Below are 25,036 nucleotides of genomic sequence, written 5' to 3'. Positions count from 1 at the left end.
AAATGCCGGGAAAAGAGTAAGGGAACTGTCAGATCCTGCGCCCTCATGCGCACGAACCCGCGTCTGCACAGCGCTTCATCGTAAATTCCAAAAAGTTATATTATATTATCTTAATGAATATGCTTAATCATAACAATAAGTAACTAAATTTGCGCTCTAACTTTTTTTATTAAAGTAAAAAATATGCGTACTGTTACACTGAAAAGGGTTGTGGTTACCGGATTGGGAGCATTGACACCTATCGGGAATGATGTAAATACTTTTTGGAACAATATGAAGGCAGGCGTTAGTGGCGCCGGCCCCATCACTAAATTTGACACCACAGAGTTTAAAACAAAATTCGCCTGTGAAGTCAAGGGGTTTGAGGTGGAAAAATATATGGAAAAGAAAGAAGCCCGCAAAATGGATTGCTTCACCCAGTACGCTATGGCGGCTGCACAGGAAGCAGTACAGGATGCCGGCCTCGATAATGCCAACATCGACAAAACTAAAATTGGGGTGATCTGGGCATCAGGCAATGGCGGGATGCTTACGTTCGAAGAACAGATCGTTGAATTTACACAGGCCAACTTTGTCCCTAAATTCAATCCTTTCTTTATCCCTAAATTGATATGTGACATTGCAGCAGGCCAGATAGCTATGAAATACGGTTTCATGGGGATCAACTTCTGTACAGTTTCTGCATGCGCTTCCTCTACCAGCGCCCTGGTAGATGCTTTTAACTACATCCGCCTGGGTAAAGCCAACGCAATTGTGGCAGGTGGCTCTGAAGCTCCTGTAACCCGCGCCGGTATTGCCGGATTCAATGCCCTTAAAGCTTTATCCACCCGCAACGAAGATGCAGCCCACGCTTCCCGCCCGTTCGATATAGAACGCGACGGATTTGTAATGGGTGAAGGCGCAGGCGCTATTATCCTGGAAGAATATGAACACGCTATCGCTAGGGGTGCTACCATCTATGGAGAAATGATTGGCGGCGCCATGACCTGCGATGCCTACCACCTCACAGCCACCCATCCGGAAGGCATGGGCGCACGCTTAGGTATGGAGCAGGCCCTGGAAGATGCCGACATCGCGACTACCGATGTGGATTACATCAACTCACACACTACCTCCACACCAGTAGGAGATCTCAGCGAATTAAAAGCCATTGTTACCGCTTTTGGTGACCATGTGCAAAAACTTAATATCAGCGCTACCAAATCCATGACAGGTCACCTGCTCGGAGCGGCCGGCGCTATTGAAGCCATCGCTTGTATCAAAGCCACACAGGAAGATATCATTCCACCCACCATCAACACTTCCGTGTTGGGTGAAGGCATCCCTACCAACCTGAACCTCACCCTCGGTAAGGCACAGCAACGTACGGTGAACGTAGCCATGAGCAATACTTTCGGTTTTGGCGGACACAACGCGATTGTAATATTCAAAAAATATAAGGCGTAGGCGGCGCCTTCGGCGCCTTTTTAAATTGTCTTGAGCAGGATTTTGGGATTAACTGTGATGGCACTGATTTTCCTATTTTTTGTTGTAAATATTTCGGGGAGATAAAAGCGGATAGATCCGCTTTTATCTCCCCGAATCTGTTAACGACCTTGTTAATAATCAGGAAATCCGTGTAATTACAATTAGTAATTATCCGCTTACATCTCCCTTAATTAAATTAATAACAAAAAGTGGTAAAATCAGTGCCATCACAGTTAATCCCAAAATCGTGCTCCAAGACAATTTACAGGCGCCGAAGGCGCCCTCCCCTCACTTCGCTAAAATTCTTAGCATTACAGAACCGAAAATTCGCAATTATGCCGTAGCTTAGTAGTTTAATATTATGGCAAAGAAAAAAGAGAATGTACCCGATACTTCCGTTGCGCAAGCCCCGGCAGATGAACAAATAGCCATTTTTGGCGCCCGGGAGCATAACCTGAAAAACCTGGACCTGCAGTTGCCCAAAAATAAACTGGTAGTAATCACCGGCATCAGTGGCAGTGGGAAATCATCACTGGCATTTGATACCATCTATGCAGAAGGACAACGCCGTTACATGGAAAGCTTTTCCGCTTATGCCCGCCAGTTTATCGGCGATATGGAAAGGCCCGATGTGGATAAAATCACCGGACTTTCTCCCGTTATTTCTATAGAACAGAAAACGACCAATAAAAATCCACGGTCTACCGTTGGTACTATCACGGAGATTTACGATTTCCTCCGCCTGCTCTATGCACGCGCCGGAACCGCCTACTCCTACAATACCAACAAACCCATGACCCGCTTCTCAGAAGAGGAAATATTGGCGCATGTTTTCAAACATTATAAAAATAAAAAGCTTGCCATCCTCGCCCCGCTTGTACGTGGACGAAAAGGCCACTACCGGGAACTGTTTGAACAGGTACGTAAACAAGGCTACCTCAAAGTGCGGATCGACGGGGAAATAGAAGACCTGAAAGAAAGAATGCAGGTGGACCGCTACAAGATCCACGACATTGAACTCGTGATAGACCGTATCCAGGTTCAGGAAGATGCGCGCACCCGTATCAGCCAGAGCGTACAAAAGGCGCTCACCATGGGAAAAGGATTGCTATTTATCATGGACCACGATACCAATAAAGTGAGCCAGTACAGCAAACAACTGATGTGTGAGGAAACCGGCCTTTCCTACGAAGAACCCAGCCCCAACACCTTCTCCTTTAACTCCCCCTATGGCGCCTGCCCCCGCTGTAAAGGTCTTGGCACCATCTACCAGATAGATATGGACGAAGTAATCCCGGATTACAACATATCCATCACCGACGGCGGACTAAAACCATTAGGTGAAGCACGCGATACCTTTACCTTTAAACAGGTACAACAACTCGCCAAAAAGTATAAATTTTCCTTAACAGCCCCTATTTCCAGCATCCCGCAAAAAGCTCTCAACGTATTGTTGTTTGGTGATGAAAACGGCAAACTGGAAGTAGACCTGGAATTTGGAGAAAGCAATGGCAGCACCGAATACGCCACTGAATACGAAGGAGTAGTAAACATGGTTCGCCGTTATTTTAACGACACCTCCTCCGATCATGTACGCAGCTGGGCAGAAGGTTTCATGAAGCTAAGCACCTGCCCCGAATGTAACGGCGCCCGCCTCAAAAAGGAAAGCCTGTTTTTCAAGATTGATGAAAAAAATATCTCCGAACTCGGTAACATGGACCTGGATAAGCTCCTGGCCTGGTTTGGAAATATCGAAACCCGTCTTGAGAAAAAACAAAATGCAATTGCGAAGGATATCCTGAAAGAGATCCGTGAAAGGCTCGGGTTCCTGCTGAACGTAGGATTAAACTACCTTACGCTGAACCGCCCCACCCGGAGCCTCAGCGGCGGCGAATCGCAACGTATCCGCCTCGCCACACAGATAGGATCCCAGCTCATGGGCATCACCTATATCCTGGATGAACCCAGTATCGGTTTACATCAGCGCGATAACATGCAGCTGATAGATGCCCTTCGCAACCTGAAAGACATGGGCAATACCGTTATTGTAGTGGAACACGACAAAGACATTATGCTCCATGCGGATCACCTGGTAGATATTGGTCCCGGCGCCGGTGTTCACGGTGGCCAGATCATTGCACAGGGTACGCCTAAACAAATACTTAAACTCAATACACCCACCGCGGGATACCTGAATGGTAACGCCACCCCGGAAGTACCCGAACAACGCCGCAAAGGCAATGGTAATTTCCTCGAGCTGAAAGGCGCTACCGGCAATAACCTGAAGAATGTAAACCTGAAACTGCCCCTGGGCACTTTCATTTGTGTTACCGGCGTTTCCGGCAGCGGTAAATCTACCCTGATCAATGAAACGCTGTATCCCATTCTTTCTAAACACGCTTACGACTCCAAGATGGTGCCCATGCCTTACAAAAGCATCAAGGGACTGGAGTTTATAGATAAGGTGATTGAAATTGATCAGTCGCCCATAGGCCGTACCCCGCGCAGCAACCCGGCTACCTACTGCGGGTTTTTCACCGACATCAGGACCCTCTTTGCTTCCGTGCCGGAGGCTAAGATCCGGGGATATAATGCCGGCCGTTTCTCATTTAATGTAAAAACCGGTCGCTGTGATGTTTGTGAAGGCGGCGGCATGCGCGTGATCGAAATGAACTTCCTGCCGGATGTATATGTGCATTGCGAAAAATGTAACGGTCGCCGGTATAACCGTGAAACGCTGGAAATCCGCTATAAAGGCAAATCCATTTCCGATGTGCTGGACATGACTGTAGACGAAGCCGTGGAGTTTTTCCAGCCGGTACCATGGATCTACCGCAAAATAAAGACGCTGCAGGATGTGGGACTCGGATACATTACGCTCGGACAATCTGCCGTAACCCTTTCCGGAGGCGAGGCGCAGCGGGTAAAACTGGCCACCGAACTATCCAAGAAAGATACCGGCAAGACTATTTATATACTCGATGAACCAACAACGGGACTGCATTTCCAGGACATACAGCTGCTGTTAAAAGTACTGTACAAATTGGTCGACAGGGGCAACACCGTACTGGTCATTGAACATAACCTGGATGTTATTAAAATGGCGGACCACATTGTAGACCTGGGGCCGGAAGGCGGCGGCGGCGGCGGCACCATCTTATGTACCGGCACTCCCGAACAGGTAAGTACCTGCAAAGAAAGTCATACCGCCAGATTCCTCAAAAAGGAGCTGGGAATTTAATATCTTGCCAACTGTAAACAAGCAATGAAAAGCATCTACCAGATATTACTCACCTGTTTCATTTTCGCGGGCATCATTGCCTGTGAAAATGAAACGAAAGTATGCGATCAGACTTTACGGAATGATTACCATACGCATCTTATGCGCAAACTCAATGACAGATTATCAGACACTGTTATGCCGAAAGTAACCGCATATGCATTTGGCAGAGATACCATTTACAGGAGCCAGGCATTGGGCGACCTGTTCTTCCAGCTATCACCGATAGCAGACAGCAGCCTCTTTTACGTGAAAGTGGATTCCAGCTTTGTGCCTGATACTTTAAAGATCAGGTATACGCGGCAACAGCATTTTATTTCCCCCGGATGTGGTTTTGGTACCTATTTTAATATAGATACTGTTATCGCCACCATGCATACCATCGATTCTGTCGTAATTAATAATAAGTCCGTAACTAGCAGTAATGACACGCATCTTACTTTGTATTTCTTTTTTGACTAGTATCCTGCTCAGCGTTGCTGCCACGGCACAAAACAAGCCGGCCGCCGCTAAAACGGATACGCTGCCCAAAGCTGTTAAAGCTGATACCACGCATAAAGTGCTGGCTGATTCAGCAAAAGCGGCAGTGTTGGCGCATAAAGACAGCTCCTGGTTTATTCCGGGGGCAGTGCGGATAGGAGTGGATCTTAGCCGTATCGTTTCTGCTATCTATTATCCTTACAGAAAAGAAGTAACTGCCGTGGCAGATGCTCGTATCAACAGTAATCTTTACGCTGCCTTTGAAGCCGGATATGCCAATACCCCGTACAGCGATACCAATTATACCTATAAAGGGAATGGTATGTTTGTTACCCTGGGCATTGATTATAATTTTCTGAAAAGACAATATGTTTCCGAAAAGAATATGTTCTATGTGGGCTTCCGTTATGGATTCTCTCATTTTAATTATTCGGTTCCCACCTACTCCATTAAAAATACCTATTGGGGCGATAATCTCACGGGCAGCGTCCCCAAAACCGCAGTAAATGCCCATTGGGTGGAGCTCCTGGTAGGATTGAAAGTAGAAGTGCTCAAGAACTTTTTCATGGGCTGGAACATCCGGGAACGCATCCTGGTTAACAACGTAAAAACCGATAACATGACGCCACTCGTCATTCCCGGTTTTGGTAATGGTTCTAAAAGATCAGTTTTTGATGTGCAATACACCATTTCATACGCTATCCCCTTCTACCGGATAAAAGAACACGCGCCCGATAAAGACGTGAAGAAGAAGAAAATACCTAAGCGATAACGCGGAGGTTGTCTTTCTCGCTGATTACGCTGATTTTGCTGATTAGTTTGATTTTTACTTTTGGATTTTTTTTAGATTTTTAGATTTAATATAATTAAGGGAGATAAGAGCGATATATCCGCTTCTATCTCCCTTAATCCTTTATAAAATCCAAAAGTAAAAATCAAACTAATCAGCAAAATCAGCGTAATCAGCGAGAAAGACAACATCCGCGTTATCGCCGCAGCATCTCAATGTGAGGAATCCCATCTTCCATATAAGTATCGCTGGTTTGCTCAAATCCCAGCGAAGTATAAAACCGTTGCAAATATTGCTGTGCCCCTATCCGGATAGGAATCATGCCATAATGCTTCTGCAACGTGGCAATAGAGCGCTCCATCAATTCCCTTCCCGCACCTTTGCCGCGGGCCAGCGGGGATGTAATTACCCTGCCGATAGATGCCTCCTTAAATTTGATTCCCGGTGGGAAAATACGGGTATATGCCAGCAACCGGCCCTCTTCATCTGTTCCCATTAAATGCAGTCCTTTCTGGTCGGAATAGTCCAGGTCCTGGTAGGCGCAGTTTTGCTCCACCACAAATACTTCACTGCGCAAATGCAGGATAGCATAGAGCTCGGCAGTAGTTAACTCCTCAAATGATTTTGTATTCCAGATCATACCCTCAAACTTTGCCATAAATTTACTGGAAGCTTTCAATAATCGGATTAATTTTATATCCGATAGAAGAATATTGAGCCCAATCGTTCAAACTATGACAGAACAGCAAACACCGTTCCTTTCGCTGGAACACATTACGGTGAGGTATCTTGATAAAACATTATTCAATACCCTCACCTGGCAGATCAGCAAAGGAGAGCAGTGGGCCATTACAGGACCCAGCGGTTCCGGTAAAACAGCCCTGCTGAATACCATTCTTGGTAAATTTAATATCATCAATGGCAGTATCCATTACCACTTTTACGACGAGTGGTGCCGGCAACATACCGTCACAGATCCCTGGTTTAATTACCGTAACCTGGTAGCCCTGGTAGGGCATCATCACACTTTCCGGAATCTCTCCAATACTACCACGGATTTTTATTATCAGCAACGCTTCAATAGTATGGACGCTGATAATTCCCCTACTGTAACGGAATACCTGGAACTCACTGAAGTACCGGCATTACTCCAGCCTCTCCGCATTGCGCCGCTGCTGGAAAAACGGCTCATCAAATTATCCAATGGCGAAACCCGCCGGGTAATGATTGCACGTGCCCTCATCCAACAGCCGCAACTGCTTATGCTGGATAATCCCTACATCGGACTGGATGTGCAGGCCAGGAAAGATTTCAGCAATATGATCAATGAAATCATTGCCGGTGGCGCCACTGTATTGCTGGCCACCGCTCCCCATGAAATTCCTGAGCATATTACACATGTCCTTACCCTGGAAAATGGCGGTATAACAGGTAAGTATACACGCAGTGAATTTATACAGCTGCCGCTGCCCGCAGCAACAGCAATAGCGCTGCCGGAAATGGAAGCCCATAAAATAGCCGCGCTGGTGCAAAACAGTCAGCAGCAACAGTTCGACACTATTGTCCGGATGGAAGACATCCATATTAAATACGGTGAAAACACCATCCTGAATGGCATCAACTGGACGGTAAAACCAAACGAAAAATGGGCGCTGCTTGGTCCCAACGGCGCCGGCAAATCTACGCTGCTGAGTCTTGTGAATGGGGATAATCCGCAGGCATATGCCAATAAGCTCTGGTTGTTCGACCGGAAGCGGGGCAGCGGCGAAAGCATCTGGGATATCAAGAAAAAAATCGGCTTCGTTTCCCCTGAATTACACCAGTATTTTACCTCCCGCGACAACTGCCTCCAGGTAGTATGTTCCGGCTTCTCCGATGTAATCGGCAGCACCAGGCCAGCTACCGCTGAACAGCAACAGGTGGCCCGCGACTGGATGAGCGTTCTCAATATAGCGGAACATGAAAAAGCACCGTTCAAACAGGTGCCTGAAAGCGCCCAGCGCTTAGCCCTGCTGGCACGCGCCCTGGTTAAAAATCCACCCCTGCTGATCTTTGATGAACCCTGCCAGGGACTGGATACCCAACAAAAGCTACATTTCAAAAAAGTAATAGAACAGTTGTGTGAACACATGCCGGTGACACTCATCTTCGTTACCCACTACGAAGATGAACTGCCTTCGTGTGTAGATAAGTTCATCCGGTTGAACAAGGGTGAAATGGTGTAGTGCGGATTTTGTCTTTCTCAGGATTACGCTGATTTTACTGATTAGCTGGATTTTTACTTTTGGATTTTATAAAGGATTAAGGGAGATGGAAGCGGATATATCGCTCTTATCTCCCTTAGTTATATTAATCAGTAAGAAATCAAAAAAAATCCAAAAGTAAAAATCCAGCTAATCAGTAAAATCAGCGTAATCCTGAGAAAGACAAAATCCGCGTTTAAAGAAAATTCCCGACATTCGCACCTAATAGTTAATCACCTAATCTGCTTTCCCGATGCACCCAACAAAAAGGCTTACCGCTGTAGCAGCATTGTTTTTATTCCTGGCCGCCCTGTTTGTGATCAATGGTTGCCGTACGGCGAAGAAAGAAATGAACCCCGAATTTGCCCGGTACATTGAGGCATATACCGCGGGGATCATTTCCAAACAAAGCGCCATCCGTGTTCACCTCACCTCACAAACCAATGTAACCCATACTCAGAACGAACCCCTGGAAAAGGAAGTATTTGAGTTTTCCCCTTCCATCAAAGGAAAGGCTTACTGGATTGATGCCACCACTATCGAATTCAGACCGGATGAAAACCTGCAACCCGGTAAAACGTATGAAGCCAACTTTAAACTTGGCAAAATACTGGAAGTGCCCAAGGAACTCAAATCGTTTGATTTTGAATTCAAGATCATCAAGCCATCATTCTCTATTGAGAATTTCGGGCTGAAAGCCAGCACTAATAATACACTCGACCGCATGACCTGCACCGGCGCTATTTATACAGCGGATGTGGAAGACCCGCAGGCGATTGAAAAAATACTCACCGCACAATACGCCGGTAAAGGCTTACCTATTACCTGGCAACACAATGCCGCAGAACGTACTTCCCGCTTCACCATTGCCAACATTGCACGGGCTAACATTGCCCGTAACATGGAACTGAGCTGGAACGGCGGATCGTTGAAAGTGGATAATACCGGGAAAAATACCATCGAAGTTCCCGCTATCGGCGACTTTAAAGTATTGAATGTAAAAGCGCTCTCAGATCCGGAGCAACATCTCCTGGTACAGTTTTCGGACCCCGTAAGTATGGCCCAGACCCTGGAAGGATTGATCGGCATCAGCGGTCAAAGCGACCTGCGTTACACCATTGATGGCAGCGAAGTAAGCGTATATGCACCGGTGCGGCTGGAAGGAAGCTATAACGTCATCGTAAATGAAGGCGTTATAAACATCACGGATAAACGCTTAGGTAAAACCTTCAGCGCCAACGTTAACTTTGAAAATACTTTACCCAGCGTGAGCATTCCCGGCAAAGGCGTAATTCTCCCGGAAAGTAATAAGCTGGTGATGCCGTTTGAAGCGGTGAACCTCAATGCCGTGGACGTTTCCATTATAAAAATCTACGAGAATAATGTGCCGCAATATCTTCAGCGGAATGACCTCGACGGCAGCCAGGAGCTCCGTCGTGTAGGCAAGCCCGTAGTAGAGAAAACTATCCGTCTCGATGGAGATAAATCTGTAAACCTGCATAAGAAAAACCGCTTCTTCCTGGACCTGGATAAAATGCTGCGCACCGAACCCGGCGCCATTTACCGCATTACTATCGGCTTCCGGAAATCATACGCTATGACTGCCTGCTCCGCAGATACTACCAAGGATGGTGACAATGCGTCTTCCGATGAGGAAGGAGAAGAAGAATATTATGGCGGAGAAAAAATTGATGATGATGACTCATTCTGGCAACGGTATGACAGCTACTATCCATATGGCTATAACTGGGACCGCCGCAATGATGCCTGCTCCAACTCCTACTACAGCAAAGATAAATGGGCATCCCGCAACGTGATTGCTTCCAACATCGGTCTCATCGCCAAAAGAGGAAACGATAACAGCATGCTGGTGGCTGTAACCGATATACGCGACACCAAACCGCTCATCGGAGTGGAGCTGGAATTACTTGACTATCAAAACCAGGTCATCTTCAAAACTAAAAGTGATGGGGAAGGACTTGCCTCCTTTGATCTGAAACGCAAACCCTACCTGCTCATCGCCAAAAAAGAAAATGAGAGAGGTTACCTTAAACTCGACGATGGCGGCTCGCTTCCATTAAGCCGGTTTGATGTGAAAGGAGAAGAAGTACAAAACGGTATCAAAGGCTTCCTCTATGGCGAACGTGGCGTATGGCGTCCCGGTGATTCCGTTTATCTTACTTTTATTTTGGAAGATAAAGGAGAGAAATTACCGGCAGACCATCCTGTTTCGCTGGAATTATATAATCCTAAAGGACAACTCTACAAGCGGATCAATCAACATGAAGGACTAAATGGCTTCTACAGCTTTGCTACCGCTACTGCACCGGATGATCCAACCGGCAACTGGGTGGCAAAAGTAAAAGTAGGCGGCGCCACCTTCCAGAAAAATGTACGCATTGAAACGGTGAAGCCTAACCGCCTCAAAATAAAAATGGATTTCGGCAGTATCACTTCCTTGTCGAAAGGCAGCGCTACAGGCAACTTATCTGCCATGTGGCTGTTTGGCGCCACTGCACAGCATCTGAAAGCCAAAGTAGATGTGTCGCTGGTACAGCAAAGCACCAGCTTCCCTAAATTCGGGGACTATGCTTTCGATGACCCGGTAACCCATTTTGAGGCAGAGAACAAAACTATCTTTGAAGGCCCGCTGAGTGAAAGCGGCAGCGCTCCTGTGAACGCAGATATTCAACTGGGTAAGGTAGCGCCAGGCCAGCTGAAAGCTAACTTTGAAGTAAAAGTATTTGAACCGGGAGGAGATTTCAGTATCGACCACTTCTCCATGCCTTATAATCCTTTCACTTCCTACGCCGGCATACGCATTCCTGCAGGCGACCGGACTACCGGCATGCTGCTTACCGACCGCCCACATTCGATCGACCTGGTAGATGTAGACGGCAATGGCAATCTCACTACCGGCAGCCGTGAAGTACAGGTAGAACTATATAAGATCAAATGGAGATGGTGGTGGGATGAAGGTGAACAGGACGACTATTCCAACTTCACACAAGACAGCTATAACCAGTTACTCAGTAAAGAAACCGTTACCCTGCAGAATGGTAAAGGTAAATGGGAACTGCGCGTAAACTCGCCGGACTGGGGCCGGTACCTGATCAGGGTAAAAGACCTGCAAAGCGGTCATACCGCAGGTAAAGCGGTGTATATCGACTGGCCCGGCTGGGCGGAAAGGATGCAGAAGGATAATCCTGCTGAGGCCTCCATGCTGGTGTTTACCTCCGATAAACAAACCTACAAAACCGGCGATGATATTAACCTCACCATTCCAAGCAGTGAAGGCGGCCGCGGACTGGTAAGCATTGAATCCGGCAGCAAAGTGCTGAAAACATACTGGATCACTACCAAACAGGGACAAACTACTTTTAAATTCAAGGCAGAAAAATCGATGACGCCCAATATATACGTGAACGTTAGTTTGCTGCAACCACATGCGCAAACCCTCAACGATTTGCCAATCCGTATGTATGGGACTATTCCGATTTCCATTGAGGATCCGGGCACTGTCCTGAAACCGGTAATCACCATGGCCGACAAGCTGAAACCCGAAACAGAAGCCAGCATCACCGTAAGTGAAGGTAATGGGAAACCAATGACCTATACCATCGCTATTGTAGATGAAGGCCTGCTCGATCTTACCCGTTTCAAAACACCAGACCCTCATAATGCATTTTATGCAAGGGAAGCACTCGGCGTAAAAACCTGGGATCTGTTCGACTACGTAATAGGCGCCTGGGGAGCGGATATGGACCGTATCCTGAGTATAGGCGGTGATGAAGGATTGGATAAAAATGCCGGTGGCGCTAAAGCCAACCGCTTTAAGCCCGTGGTAAAATACATGGGTCCCTTCTACCTGAAAACAGGACAAAAACAAACACATAAATTTAAGCTGCCGCCATACATAGGATCGGTAAAAGCAATGGTGGTAGCCGGACAGGACGGCGCCTATGGCTTTGCTGAGAAAGCGGTAGCAGTAAAGAAACCTTTGATGCTGCTCACCACCGCACCACGTGTACTTGGTCCGTCAGAAACCATCCAGGTACCGGTAACCGTGTTTGGCCTGGAGCCTAATATCCGCAACGTGAACGTTAGTTTATCTACCAGCTCATTACTGGAAGTTGTAGGTGAACAAACTAAAACGGTGACCTTCTCTCAACCTGGGGAACAAATTGTATACTTCGACGTAAAAGTACGTCCGCAAACGGGCGTAGCTAAAATAAAAGTAACAGCCACCAGTGGTGCAGAAAAGGCAGAAGAAAACATTGAGCTGAATGTTCGTAATCCCAACCCGGTGATCACCAACATTATTGAAAATACGCTGGAGGGAAATAAGAGCTGGCAATCTGCTTTCAGCCCGGTGGGCATGACAGGCACCAACTCCGGTGTGTTGGAAGTATCTACCATTCCGTCGCTCAACCTGGGCAAACGCCTGCGATTCCTGATAGAGTATCCACATGGCTGTATTGAACAAACCACTTCGGGCGTATTCCCGCAACTGGTGCTGAACCAATTGATGGATCTGAAAGAAAGTCAGCGGGCAGAAGTAGACCGTAACGTGAAAGCGGGTATCAACAGGCTGAAAAGTTTCCAGACTTCCGACGGTGGTTTCAGCTACTGGCCGGGTGAAGGAAACTCTGATGAGTGGGGTACCAACTATGGCGGTCATTTCCTTATAGAAGCACAGGCACAAGGTTATACGTTGCCAGCGGGATTATTGGATCAGTGGAAGAAGTACCAGCGTAATAAGGCCGGTACCTGGGCGCCCAGCACCCTTAATTTCTATGGTGGAGATCTTACACAGTCGTACCGCCTGTACCTGCTGGCACTGGCCAAATCACCGGAGCTGGGTGCAATGAACCGGTTAAAAGAATTCAAATATCTGTCCGTTCCGGCCAAATGGCGGCTTGCTGCGGCTTATAAGCTTTCCGGTCAGCCGGAAGTAGCCAATTCCCTTATCCAGGGACTTACCACCGAGGTGAAAGCGTATACACAGTTGGGCGGCACCTTTGGTTCTGATCTGCGCGACAAAGCTATGATCCTGGAAACGCTCACCATCATGGGACAACGTAACCGCGCTAATGAACTCGTGAAACAAATTGCTGCGCAACTATCGCAAAACGATCAGTGGTACAGCACACAAACAACTGCTTATTCACTGATTGCCGTTGCCAAATATTGCGGCAACAACAAGGGCGGCAGCAAGATGAGTTTTGCGTATACTATTAACGGTACCAAAGGCAGTGTAAACGGGCAATCTTTTGTTACGCAAATACCTGTTGCGGTCAACGGCAGTGCGGGCAATATCAGCATCCAGAATAACGGGCAAAATGTGTTGTACGTGCGCCTTATCCTCCAGGGCCAGCCGGATGCTGGTCAGGAACCCCTGGCTACCAATAACCCGGATATATTGGGCATGCAGGTAAGCTTCAGTACCCGCGATGGCAAACCGCTAGACCCGGCTACATTGCGCCAGGGGAGCGACTTTATGGCCACCGTTACCGTCAATAACCCTGGTAAAAGAGGGTACTATGAACAAATGGCCCTGTCGCAGGTCTTCCCTTCCGGCTGGGAAATAATAAACACCCGTTTGATGGAAAACGACAGCGCGTTCCATTCTTCACCAGCTACGTATATGGATATACGTGACGACCGGGGTATACACTTATTTCAATATAGAAGAAAGCAAGAAACGTACTTATAATGTATTGCTGAACGCTGCCTATCTCGGCAGGTATTATCTGCCGGCAACCTCTTGCGAGGCGATGTATGATAATACCATACATGCTTTCGCACCAGGCAAGTGGGTAGAGGTAGTGAAGTAGAAAAAGAGATGTAAAGAAAAAATGCGTCCCGGGATTTCCGGGACGCATTTTTTTATGAGCAAATTACTACTGTTTTAACCGGGCAAAATAGATGACGGTACGAGCCAACTGTGATACATAACTCATCTCATTATCGTACCAGCTCACCACTCTTACAATCTGTTGTTGCCCTGCAGATAAAACTTTTGTTTGAGTGGCATCAAAGAGCAAGCCGTAGTGGCTGCCGATGATGTCGCTGTGTACTCTTCCAAATCCGTTGATGGCAATTTTTGTGTGCGACATAAAATATTTTTTAGTAATTATCTTTTTAAGAAATCATGTATCAGGGCAGCTATTTCCTCATGGTATTCTTCCAGTGCGAAGTGGCTGCCTTCCAGTAAGTGAACTTCTGCATTGGGTACGTCTTTTTTATAAGCTTCTGCGCCGGGCCAGGTAAAGATGCGGTCGTGTTTGCCCCATACTACCAGCAACCGTGGTTGATGCGTACGCAGGTATTGCTGCCATTCAGGGTACCTGGGGAAGTTGGTGCCATAATTCTGAAACAGGGCTACCTGTACTGCTTCCACGCCGGGCCTCGACATATAGGCATGTGCCAGTTCATAACTGTCGGGGCTCACGCTTTCGGGGTTGGCCGCGCCCAGGAGATGTTCTTCCTTGATTTTTTCCAGGCTTAATTTATACACAATGGCTGCCAGTAATGCTTTCTCATCTCCGGCCTGCTGCAATGCGCCAATTTCCTGTACATCCGGGCCTAATCCTTCGTTATATACATTAGCGTTTTGTATGATCAGTGCTTCCACCAGTTCTGGTCTTTTACTAATGATGCGGAAGGCAACGGGGCCGCCATAGTCCTGCAGGTACCAGCTGAATTTTGTTAATCCCAGCTTGTCGATAAACTGTTCTATTATCAGGGCCAGGTTATCGAAGGTATAATCGAATGCTGATTGCGGAGGAATACTGCTTTGACCAAATCCCGGGTAATCCGGGGCTATTACATGATACCTGCCGGCCAGGTCATGGATCAGATCACGGTACATGTGCGAGGTGGATGGAAAGCCGTGGAGCAGCAATATCACGGGCGCGTCTGCCGGACCGGCTTCGCGGTAGAAAATATTGAGATGATTGACAGTAACTGTTTTGTGGAGAACGGGGGTAGTAGTGAGTGTTTGCATCTGAATGTTGTTTTTTGTACTATTTGGTACATTATTAGTTAAAAAATATCGTTTGTGGTGGGTGTTTGTTTATGATTATTGTGTGAAGTGTGTCATATAGAAGTATATTTGCTGCCGTAAAGATATATACTTTACCAATTGGTACAAAATATATTTATAAAACAATTGAGTAGAGAAAAACGGGCAAACAATGTAATCTGACTTTTTAAACTGATCGCGCCGGCTTCCGCAGATAATTTCACGAATAATCATGGCTCAGATATCAACCAGCAGCCAGGGATTGCATAGCCATCAACTCCAGGGAGGGGCTGCGGTACGCATATCCCTTAATTCATCAGACACAGATAGTTTAACTTGATACCCAGAATCTCCTTATCACCGCAATTACGCCCCATGTACCCGCTAAGAACGCAGCTATGGCAATGAATAGTACAGATTGCTCCCGTAAGGGGTTCAAATAATAAAGTAACAGGAGGTTAAATGATAGGAGGATACCCAAAATGAATTTTCCTATCCAATTGACAGGTTTAAAAATTGCAGCTGCTTTTTCCTTTTGTTGCTGTACAACGGCCTGCATTAAACGATGGGAGAAGAATTCCGACGGCTTTTCTATGCCGTCTTCTTTCAGGATAGCCCTGAGCTTATCTTCTGACGTATTATTATTTTTCATAGTAAATTTCTTATTTCATGGTTTAACAATAACCCTAATTCGGCTTCCAGCTGTTTCCTTCCTCTTAATAAACGCATCTTTATGGCAGACTTTCCGGCGCCAAGGATCTCACAGATTTCAGCAATATTCTTTTCCTCGATATAGTGGAGGATTAGTACCAGCCGGTCTTCCTTCGATAGCCTGTTAAGCGCTAAGGTGACGTATCTTTTTCTTTCCGCGTCCTTTACCAGATTCCATCCATGATTTTCTGTAGCCTCATCCTGTTCGGTTTCGGGTTGTTGGTCTATACTGACAGTAGGCGTTTTCCTGTTTTTAAGTTTTGTCAACGCCGTATTATAAACAATACGGTATAGCCAGGTAGAAAATCTGGACGCCTGTTTGAACTTACCCAGCGCTGCAAATGCCTTCATAAAAGCATCCTGTACTACCTCTTCCGCGTCTTCATTATTGGCAACAACAGATTTTGCAATTGTAAAAGAAAAGTCCTTATAGGTATTTACCAATTCGGCAATACTATTTATATCGCCATTTATGGCTTTATTCCATATTTCATTTTCCTGTTTATTTTCTCTGTGGGTTGCCATCTCATGATTTAGACTACCTGGGGAGCAAAGTGGTCACATTGTGACCACTTTGGCTTTTTAGCAGTCTTATTATTAGGAACTCAAAAATATCTAAAAATATAGTCATGCAAATAACGTCCGCATCTTTAATCATTTCGCTTGCACTTGTCGTTTTCGGGATAAGTTATTACTATTTCACAACAAGGTATAAAGAGCGAATGACCATTATTGAAAAAGGACTCCCTCCTGACTATTTTAAAGGAGGTACCAACTACCTGTTATTTATATTGCTTCTTGGCATTGTGAGTATTGGTATATCCCTGGGAGTTGTACTCGGAACTTTTTTGAGATCATTAAATATTGATGGAATACGAGATTTTATACTGCCGGCTACCATATTCCTGTTTTTGGGAATTAGTTTGATAGTCTCCTATTTTGTACTAAAGAGCATAGATAAGAAAAAGTAATACTTCCTGCTTCATTTATTGCAGCCAGAACTGGCGGGTTTAACCCGCTATGGGAAGCCTTTGCTCTTTTTTAAGGATTAAACATAAACACCATGAGAAAATTATTGATAATAGCGCTGTATTCAATGTTGATATATCTGCCACTTATATCCTTTGGTCAGCACCTGGAAAAAGAGCTGGATGCCATGTTAGCCCGGACGTTTCCATCCGCAGGCCCGGGAGCTGCCGTGCTGGTGGCTAAAGCAAATAAAATTGTTTACAAAAAAGCATTTGGGAAAGCTAATCTGGAGCTGAATGTACAATTGAAGTCTGATCATGTATTCCGGATAGGTTCTATTACCAAACAATTTACCGCCTGCGCAATTTTAAAGCTGGCAGAGGAAAGAAAATTATCGTTGCAGGATGAGATCACTAAATTTATCAGTGATTATCCTGTGCCGGATGTTACCATTGAACAGCTACTTACGCACACTTCGGGAATAAATACCAGTGCAGGCGCATGGACAGCTGAAACAAGAAAGCGCGATTTTACTCCGCAGGCGCTGATTGATTCCTTTAAATACCAGCCGTCAGACTTTTTGCCCGGCGAAAGTTTCCGCTATAATAATAACGGATATGTGCTGTTGGGCTATATTATTGAACGCATTTCGGGTATGCCCTATGAAGCATATATCAGTGAAAATTTCTTTAAACCTTTAGGAATGAAAAATTCCGGCTACGACAATACTGCATCTATAATCCCCCGCCGCATCAGTGGCTATCAGAAAGACAACGACGCATATAAAAATGCCGATTTCCTAAGTATGACCCAACCCTATTCAGCAGGTTCCATTCTTTCTACCGTTGAAGATCTGTACATCTGGAATAAAGCCTTGATGGATGGGAAAGTTATTAGTAAAAAAAGCCTGGAAAAAGCACATACCTCCCATCAACTGAACAAAGGAAATTCCACTGGTTACGGATACGGTTGGTGGCTGGGAAATATCCAGGGAAGCCTGGATATTAAACACGATGGCCTGATCAATGGATTCTCAACATTCGCTGTTTATCTTCCGCAGGAGAACGTATTTGTGGCTGTTTTTACCAACTGTGAAAACAATAACCCTGAAGTCATCGGATCAAAAATTGCGGGCATAGCTATCGGTAAACCTTATCACACCAACGAAATCGGGTTGCCCATAGCGCAACTTAAATCATATGCAGCCATCTATGAATCAGCAACAGAGGGACAAAGAACCGTATCTTATGAAGATGGACGACTCCTGTACTTTGTAAAAGGAGGACCGAAAGAACAGCTGATCCCTTTTGGGAATGACAAATTTTATTTTGAGAACAACCTGGCCATCATAGAATTTTTGAAGAAGAAAGACGGAAGTATCGGCGGGCTCGTTTCTGAAACGGCGGGAAAAGCAGTTACATTCATCCGGACAGGTATTAAACTGAACAACCTGTACGCGATAAATATTCCCCCTGAAGCGCTGAAAAGGTATATTGGGAAATATCAGTTTCCGGATAACTTTATTCTTGCCATTACCCGGGATGGTAACCGGTTATATGGCACAGGCCCCGGTCGCAGGCAAATCAGGCAGGAAATAGTTCCCTATGATACCTGCGGGTTTTTTGCAAGAAATTTAGATGCGCAGCTGGTGTTCATCCTGGATAAAAATGGAACCGTTACCGGATTAACAAAAATTCAAAATGGTGTAGCTGTCGCAAAGAAAGTGGAATGAGCCGCCGGTCTCAATACAACTGATTACGTAAAATTCTTTTGATCATTTGTATAGTGGAACGGCTGATCTGGCCTTCGTATTTTTGGAGAATAGTACTTTCACTAACGCCATCACTCAGCTCGTTTACTACCCGCAGCCATTTGCCAAGGAATTCTGAATTGGGAGTACGGTACCGCATTAATCGCCTCACCGTTTCAATAATGGATTTATTCACCGTGCCTTCATGAAGCTCAAATACCTCGTCATTATTAAGTCCCAGCTTAATGTCATCAGCAATCCTGGAATAATCCTGCAGGTATTTTTCATTGGCTTCCATTACCTGTAACAGGGGATTATCGCTGAAAGCAATGTCAGTATACTTCCGGTGCTGCTTCTGTAAGGCCTGCAGAGCATAGTTCCGGGCAATATTATCGCAGATGATGAGGTCGCTCTTGCTGAGCTCAAACCATTCGCCTTTTACACGTTTATGCTGAAAAACAATATGCAGACTCTCTTCCAGGTCTGTCATATTCAACGCTGCATACTGCCTGATAACACGGAACATTACGGGCAGGTGTGTATGATAAGCCGCCAGACGCTTATGCAGGTCCTGCGTTTTACCGATCTTATACAGGTTTTTACCTGTGTTCAGAATGTACACACACTTACCAATTTGTACTTGCTCCATGAGGTGATTTCGCGCTTGCTGGTGATAATTATGTTATCAATTTACGACTATGATTCTTATATACAAAATGGAATAATCATCTTAAATTATAATATGAAGTGTATGCGGCGCATAGAGGAGCATCACCTGTGCGCAGTGTGGTTGTTAAACAATGATCTTATACTACGATACAGATATTTGAAATCGGCGCTATTCCTGCCAGTTACTCAGGTACCTCGCGGTAAAATTCAGCCCATTGGTATACATAAACTTCCCAATCACTTCCTCCAGGTAATTCATATCCAGTGATCCGTCTGCAGGATTGTAGCGAAGTGAGCGCGCATTGTTACCATCTCCCGTATTCAGATATTTATCGGCAACGGGTAAATATTTTTTTAACCCGGCAGCCAGGTCGGATAATTTCAGGATATTATCTATCCGGTTGATAGGATTAATCAGTCCATCGAAATCAGAGCCAATACAGATATGATCCCACGGTGAAGTACCAGGCTCCCATCCCATGCCGGCATTCCCGATCCTCACGGCATAAATAATGTGAAGACACAACAGCATCAGGTGCCGCTCCGCCCTCGAAGGAATGCTCAGGAAATCAAATAATTTCTCTGCGCCTGGAAGTTGACCATCCCTGAAAAGCTTTTCCCATTCTTCCCGGGCAATGTATTCGGGATCAAAATATTCAGGCCGGTTACTGTCAACCATTTTTTCTGCACCCAGGATGCGCTGGTCAAGACTGATACCGATCATTCCCCGCGAGCTCATGATCTCTATAATTTCTTCATCGAATAAATTGATAGTCCAGGGATTGCCATAAAGACCGCTATTAATGCTGTCGTTTGTTTTTCCGATTTTCCGGTTTTCAGATTCCACTATACTCACCAATACGCCATCCTGCTGACCAGTGGTGGATCTGAATTGTTTTTTAGCGAGATAGTTATTCAATGAAGTGAATGTGAAACCAGTGTGAGAGGTGATGATCGGCAGCCTGTTGACGGCGGGCGATTCATTGATCAGCGATTCGCGGTAACGGTAATAATGAAACCGCGTGTATACGCTCATATGTTTCAGATCGATGAGCACCGGTCTCTTTTCATGCAGCAGCGCCTGGCGTATTACCTTTTTTCCCAGCTGTGTAAGTCCGAGGCCAGCTTTAGGCATGAAGTCCTCGCTGCTGAAAGCTATTTGCGCCTGCTTGTTAAGTCCCTGCGCAAACCCGCCCAGCGGCTGCTCCGGGATATAGCTGAGGTGACAGAGATTAATGCTGATAAAATCCAGTTCACTGTTATCCTGGATATCTTTCAGGTTCAGCTCCGGCGTCCTGGATAACGCGGCGCCCCGGATAGGCACATCGGATAAATTATGACCTCCTTCTATAGAAAAAATGAGGTAGCGTTGTGTGTTATCATCTTTCAGCACATCTGCTATTTGTTGCGGCGTTTTGCCTTCCCAATCTTTCCTCCCCGTATATTTTATATGATAGGGCGCCTGTTCCAGGATGGCCTTACTATCCAGGTACATTTTTACCTGTTGCTGAAACTCGGCGTAGTAGCTGGTTTTACCGTCCCTGGTTTTATTTACGATGTCTTTGTTTAAAGGTAATATATGGGAGAAGTCGATGCCGAGCACATGCAAAATTCTACGGGCAAAAGCATGTTCCAGGCTGATAATAGAAGCCACTCCCAGATAGAGCTGGCTGTCTTTCACCTGGTCGGGTGACGACTGGCTATTAAACGGTCCGCCGAAAAGATCGTTCAGCAAACTGGCCAGGCCGGTGGTTTTCACTTGCTCATTTATAGGGGTACCATTGCTGAGATAATGTTTAAACAGCAGATGGAAATGAAAGTCGAATATCTTGTTTGTCATGGGGTCACTTATTTAGCGGCATTTTCAATAATAGACTGAACGGTGTTAAACCGTTGAAGCAGATCCGGATAGGTGGCAGGAGTGGTGCTTTCATAGGCGCTTCTGCTTTTTCCAAAGGTGGCGCTTTCCAGCATCCGCGCGCTGTCGGACATTGGAGTGGAAATAGCGGTGAGCGATTCCTGGTTGCCTCTTCTCGTACCAAAAATGGCATTGTGAAGTTTGTTCCAGTAAGTTTTTACTATTTCGCCATAGCCCTGCAGCGAGTTCAGGAAAGCGCTTTCGTTCCAGCCGTTGTATTGGTTGTTTAATTTGCCGGCAGGTTTAGGGGGAGTGTTTAGAAGTTTTTCTGCGTTGAGAATACCACTTCCAAAACCTTTCGTGGGTAGTTGATCGCTTTTGCGGGCAGAGTCTTTCAGCGCCTGACGGAAAGCTTCTACTCTTTTCCAGCCGGCATATTCCGGCGCCCTGAGCTGGTCCTGGTATTTTGCCAACCAGTAGGCTGCTGCGGCGGCAACATGCGGTGTGGCGTAGCTGGTGCCATCGCCATAGGCAAAACCTTCCAGGTGGTCGCCTGCCGCCTGCCAGATGGGTACCAGCACATCTTCTCCCGGCGCAGTAATATCTACTGTATCTCCTCTCGAAGATCCGGTCCATTCCCTGTCCAGCGGATTGGATGCTGCCACCGCAATAGTACCGGGAAACACAGCGGGCGCTACTACCGCCTGCACGCTGTTACCGGCTGCACAGCACCAGATAACGCCACTTTCATATGCCTTTTTTGCCAGCCGTGCAGTGGTGAGCGTAGGGGGAATGCCCATGCTCATGGTAATGATATCAAAACCCTGGGCAATAGCTGCATCCAATGCTGCTGCCAGTTGCTGCTGCCTGTTGATGATGACCACTGTTTCGGCTATACGAAAGGGAACCAGTTTGTAATTATCGGGAGCCAGTAAGCCGCAGTTGCCGTTACCTGCGGCAGGTGAAAAGTCGTGGCCAATTAACAGGCTGCCGGTACGGGTGCCATGACCGGGTTGCTTTCCCAGCGAAATGGTGCGCAAGTCCAACGCGTCATTGGTATTATCGAGAAAGTTATAATCGTTGTCGGTGTCAAATGCACCGGCTACTTTGGAATGGTCGGTATAACCGGTGTCAAACTGTACTACACGGATGCCTTTTTCATGAGGCGATGCAGGTGTTTGTTGTGTCAGCAGTATCTTATCGAACCCGGTGGCGTACCAGTTCCAACGCCGGTATTCTTCTGCTTTCCGGCCGGCAACAAATTTGCTCACAGCCGTTACCGTATAATTTTTCAGGAAAGCATCTTCGTTGGGCGTGCCATAGCCGTCGTCAAACAGAAAGCCGGATTCGGCAGGACCGCCACCCTTCCTGATAATATTAACGGTATCGGCATTCAGGTATAAAGGCAGATCTGCTTCTGCATAAAAGATGCCTGGTACCTGTGCCAGTTTTCCGGCTTCTTCATGCGCGTTGCCACTGAAGTTGGTGGTAAACGTAAACAACTCTTCTTTGCCGGCAACGGCGGTGGCGGGTGTAAGCAACGACAGCTTAATGCCCGGCGGATATTTTACAGATAATACCGCTTCTATCTGCGACACCGTTTCCGGTTTATTCAATGCAGAGATTATAAATGCGGTGGGAGTACTAATATTGGCAGATGAAGGAACATCCATAGTATTTTCTTTGGGAGATGAAGGAATATCGGGAACATTGGATGGAGCGCTGTTATTGCTCATAGCGGCAGCTGTTACTACATTGTTTACACCGCTACGAACGCTGGCCTGGTCGGGTAAGGCCTGCTTCAGCTGCGGTGCAATATTGTCGGTATCTTTTAATAAAGCGCGGCGGCCCTTTTCCATATCCGGACTTAACGTGGCTTCCCGCACGGCGCTGACAATTACACTCACTTTAATGCCTTCATTGCCGATCCAGTCAATCTCGTCGTCCGGTGTTTCAGGGGTGGCCAGTTGCCCACTCCGGGTAAGTACGCGGTTTTGATCATCCGTGCGGGAAAGCCCGCTGTGATGGAGGGCAATGATCTCGCAGGTACCCATTCCGAACACCGGGGAGCCGCTGCTGCCGGGGAGTGTATCCGATTCATATACCAGGCGGGTACCTGTTTCAGAGAAGAAGCGGATATCTTTCAGTACCACTTTTTTAGGCAGGCCGTTGGGGTGCTGCACAAATTACACAGGATTCGCCTTTAATGATTTTGCCGAGGTTGCCGTCAAGACGGATTGGGGGAAACTGCGACAGTAATTCACCGAAAGTGCCGGTCAGGCTTACACCTATCAGGGTGAAATCGAGACCGCTGTTCAGCGTAGTTTTACTTACTTCCAGGCTCGATGTCATAAAAAACTTGCGGGCATCCAGTTTGAAGGAAGCGCTTCTTTTCAGCGCTTTTGTAGTAGCGTCCACTTCATAGTTGAATTCTGCAATCATGTTTTCTGCATCATCAGCCGATTCAATCACATGGTGGTTGGTTAGCAGGATGTCTTCTGTTACGAGGAAACCGGTGCCAATGGGCGTCCCGCCTTTCAGGATACGGCACACGGCCCTGGACATTTCAGATAACCTGTCCAGTACATATTTGTCCTGGAAGTCGGCCGTGCCTGTAATCCGCTCCAGCGCAGTTGCCACCAGGGGCGTGTTTTCGCGGGCCACACGATATTGCACCCGTGTGGGATTATCTTCCAGTTGTACTAAAGGCTGATTGGCTTCCCGTAAGGCATACAGCTTTCTTTCGGCAGCTTCAAACTGTGGCTGACGGTCACCAAAACGATTTGCTACTTCCTGGATAACTTTCCAATGAGGTATCATTTATTGAGGGTATTTATTTGGGGTAGTACACTTAGGTTTTCGCTAATGAATTTAATCAAAAAAGAAGGGAATAAAAGGTCATTTGAAATATCTTTTTTATTATAAAATGAAAAGAGCGGCATTTGTAATGAAGTAATACTTCCGGGCAACAGGTTGGCGGCCCGGAAGCAGGAGATTTATCCGTAAATAATGAACCCTTTTTCAATGGAATTTATCTTCCGGAATTTAATACGGAACACGCCAATCCCGTTACTGCTGCCGTTGGGGTTGCTATTGCCTTCAATGGTTTCAATAAAGCCACCATTTACAGCGGTTACAATACCGGTATGACCGAAGCCGCCACCATGGCTTTTAATGAAGATGCTGCCCGGAACTATCAGGGAGGGGTTGTTGATAGCCTTTGCGGTAGTGATTTTCAGCGCTTTTGTTTTGTTCCAGTGGTCCAGGCAGCCGGCAGTTTTAACAACGGGATTAGCAATACCCAGGTCTGCTGCGGCTTTTTTGAAGCACCAGTACACAAAGGCTGCGCACCAGTAGTTGCCGGGAGGGGTATTGGTACTGGCCAGATAGGCTTCTACCTGTGGTCCCCGGTTGCTGCCAGGAGGCACTTCCATCACGCCAATCTGGCTTTCGGCCACTTCAATCGCTTTGGCAAGTAGCGTATTGGGCGCATTTGTTTCTTCCGGTACACCATCGTCAAACAATACTTCCCAGGTAATGGCGCCCACTTCACCATCCACAATAAGCGGATTACCAAACCGGTCGCGGTGCAGCGCCTGGAATTGTTTTACGGCAGACACAGTTTTAGGGCCAAAGGTGCCTGTGCCCTGTAGAGTACCGATACCGAGTTCAATCAGTCTTTGTTGAATGGCTTTTACAATCTGGCTGTTTGTTTCGCCAGCCTTAATTACTTTGTTGGGGTAATTCATAACAATTGATTTTTAAAATTTGGGGGTAAGAATATTATTTCAC

Annotated in this window: 18 protein-coding genes; 8 read left to right on the top strand and 10 right to left on the bottom strand. The window is 46.5% G+C overall.

All coding sequences use genetic code 11. The features are described 5' to 3' along the window. Positions 1-183: 183 nt before the first annotated feature. The 4 genes from fabF to QFZ48_RS07915 all read left to right on the top strand — a co-directional run bounded on the left by fabF (position 184) and on the right by QFZ48_RS07915 (position 5,999). Positions 184-1,446 (top strand): beta-ketoacyl-ACP synthase II, encoded by a 1,263-nt coding sequence (gene fabF / locus QFZ48_RS07930; protein WP_429044265.1) that lies wholly within the window; start codon positions 184-186, stop codon positions 1,444-1,446. A gap of 382 nt (positions 1,447-1,828) precedes the next feature. Continuing rightward, entirely contained in the window at positions 1,829-4,708 is a 2,880-nt protein-coding gene (uvrA, locus tag QFZ48_RS07925; RefSeq protein ID WP_429061867.1) for an excinuclease ABC subunit UvrA, read from the top strand. 24 nt (positions 4,709-4,732) lie between these two features. Beyond that, positions 4,733-5,209 carry a DUF6452 family protein gene (locus tag QFZ48_RS07920; protein WP_429044269.1) on the top strand — a complete coding sequence of 159 codons (477 nt, stop codon included), beginning with the start codon at positions 4,733-4,735 and terminating at the stop codon, positions 5,207-5,209. Next, a complete protein-coding gene (locus QFZ48_RS07915) occupies positions 5,172-5,999 on the top strand; it encodes a DUF6048 family protein (protein ID WP_429061865.1) in 828 nt (275 codons plus the stop codon). The genes QFZ48_RS07920 and QFZ48_RS07915 overlap by 38 nt, the downstream gene beginning before the upstream one ends. Positions 6,000-6,213: 214 nt before the next feature. Here QFZ48_RS07915 and QFZ48_RS07910 read toward each other — a convergent pair whose 3' ends face one another. Then, entirely contained in the window at positions 6,214-6,675 is a 462-nt protein-coding gene (locus QFZ48_RS07910; protein WP_429044275.1) for a GNAT family N-acetyltransferase, read from the bottom strand. Positions 6,676-6,751: 76 nt separating this feature from the next. Between QFZ48_RS07910 and QFZ48_RS07905 the strand changes: the two genes are divergently transcribed. Both QFZ48_RS07905 and QFZ48_RS07900 read left to right on the top strand, forming a co-directional pair. After that, positions 6,752-8,242, top strand: a complete 1,491-nt coding sequence (locus QFZ48_RS07905; RefSeq protein ID WP_429061863.1) for an ATP-binding cassette domain-containing protein — start codon at positions 6,752-6,754, stop codon at positions 8,240-8,242. Positions 8,243-8,513: 271 nt separating this feature from the next. Then, complete coding sequence (locus QFZ48_RS07900) at positions 8,514-13,976, top strand: alpha-2-macroglobulin family protein (protein WP_429061861.1); 5,463 nt, start codon at positions 8,514-8,516, stop codon at positions 13,974-13,976. A 187-nt stretch (positions 13,977-14,163) separates the two neighbouring features. Here QFZ48_RS07900 and QFZ48_RS07895 read toward each other — a convergent pair whose 3' ends face one another. The 4 genes from QFZ48_RS07895 to QFZ48_RS07880 all read right to left on the bottom strand — a co-directional run bounded on the left by QFZ48_RS07895 (position 14,164) and on the right by QFZ48_RS07880 (position 16,523). Continuing rightward, a complete protein-coding gene (locus QFZ48_RS07895) occupies positions 14,164-14,379 on the bottom strand; it encodes a hypothetical protein (protein WP_429061859.1) in 216 nt (71 codons plus the stop codon). 17 nt (positions 14,380-14,396) lie between these two features. Next, positions 14,397-15,269 (bottom strand): alpha/beta fold hydrolase, encoded by an 873-nt coding sequence (locus tag QFZ48_RS07890; protein ID WP_429061857.1) that lies wholly within the window; start codon positions 15,267-15,269, stop codon positions 14,397-14,399. Between the two features lie 349 nt (positions 15,270-15,618). Beyond that, entirely contained in the window at positions 15,619-15,939 is a 321-nt protein-coding gene (locus QFZ48_RS07885) for a hypothetical protein (protein ID WP_429061855.1), read from the bottom strand. Further along, on the bottom strand, positions 15,936-16,523 hold the full coding sequence (locus QFZ48_RS07880; protein WP_429044289.1) for an RNA polymerase sigma factor: 588 nt from the start codon (positions 16,521-16,523) through the stop codon (positions 15,936-15,938). The genes QFZ48_RS07885 and QFZ48_RS07880 overlap by 4 nt, the downstream gene beginning before the upstream one ends. 104 nt (positions 16,524-16,627) lie before the next feature. On the opposite strand from QFZ48_RS07880, the gene QFZ48_RS07875 reads away from it, so the two are divergent. Both QFZ48_RS07875 and QFZ48_RS07870 read left to right on the top strand, forming a co-directional pair. Continuing rightward, positions 16,628-16,969, top strand: coding sequence for a DUF6249 domain-containing protein (locus QFZ48_RS07875; protein WP_370911065.1), 342 nt, complete (start codon positions 16,628-16,630; stop codon positions 16,967-16,969). Positions 16,970-17,061: 92 nt separating this feature from the next. Further along, positions 17,062-18,699: a serine hydrolase gene (locus QFZ48_RS07870; protein ID WP_429061854.1), complete on the top strand. Its 1,638-nt coding sequence runs from the start codon at positions 17,062-17,064 to the stop codon at positions 18,697-18,699. Between the two features lie 10 nt (positions 18,700-18,709). Here the strand turns inward: QFZ48_RS07870 and QFZ48_RS07865 are convergent, their stop codons facing one another. The 5 genes from QFZ48_RS07865 to QFZ48_RS07845 all read right to left on the bottom strand — a co-directional run bounded on the left by QFZ48_RS07865 (position 18,710) and on the right by QFZ48_RS07845 (position 24,993). Continuing rightward, complete coding sequence (locus QFZ48_RS07865) at positions 18,710-19,366, bottom strand: GIY-YIG nuclease family protein (protein WP_429061852.1); 657 nt, start codon at positions 19,364-19,366, stop codon at positions 18,710-18,712. A 189-nt stretch (positions 19,367-19,555) separates the two neighbouring features. After that, on the bottom strand, positions 19,556-21,226 hold the full coding sequence (locus QFZ48_RS07860) for a hypothetical protein (protein ID WP_429044296.1): 1,671 nt from the start codon (positions 21,224-21,226) through the stop codon (positions 19,556-19,558). A gap of 8 nt (positions 21,227-21,234) precedes the next feature. Beyond that, positions 21,235-23,427, bottom strand: a complete 2,193-nt coding sequence (locus tag QFZ48_RS07855; RefSeq protein WP_429061851.1) for a S8 family serine peptidase — start codon at positions 23,425-23,427, stop codon at positions 21,235-21,237. Then, positions 23,402-24,064, bottom strand: coding sequence for a trypsin-like serine peptidase (locus QFZ48_RS07850; protein WP_429061849.1), 663 nt, complete (start codon positions 24,062-24,064; stop codon positions 23,402-23,404). The genes QFZ48_RS07855 and QFZ48_RS07850 overlap by 26 nt, the downstream gene beginning before the upstream one ends. A 176-nt stretch (positions 24,065-24,240) precedes the next feature. Beyond that, positions 24,241-24,993, bottom strand: coding sequence for a CHAP domain-containing protein (locus QFZ48_RS07845; protein WP_429061847.1), 753 nt, complete (start codon positions 24,991-24,993; stop codon positions 24,241-24,243). Between the last annotated feature and the right edge of the window lie 43 nt (positions 24,994-25,036).

Source organism: Chitinophaga sp. W2I13 (genome assembly GCF_050434005.1).
GTDB lineage: Bacteria > Bacteroidota > Bacteroidia > Chitinophagales > Chitinophagaceae > Chitinophaga.
This window is presented reverse-complemented; position numbering and strand designations above follow the sequence as displayed.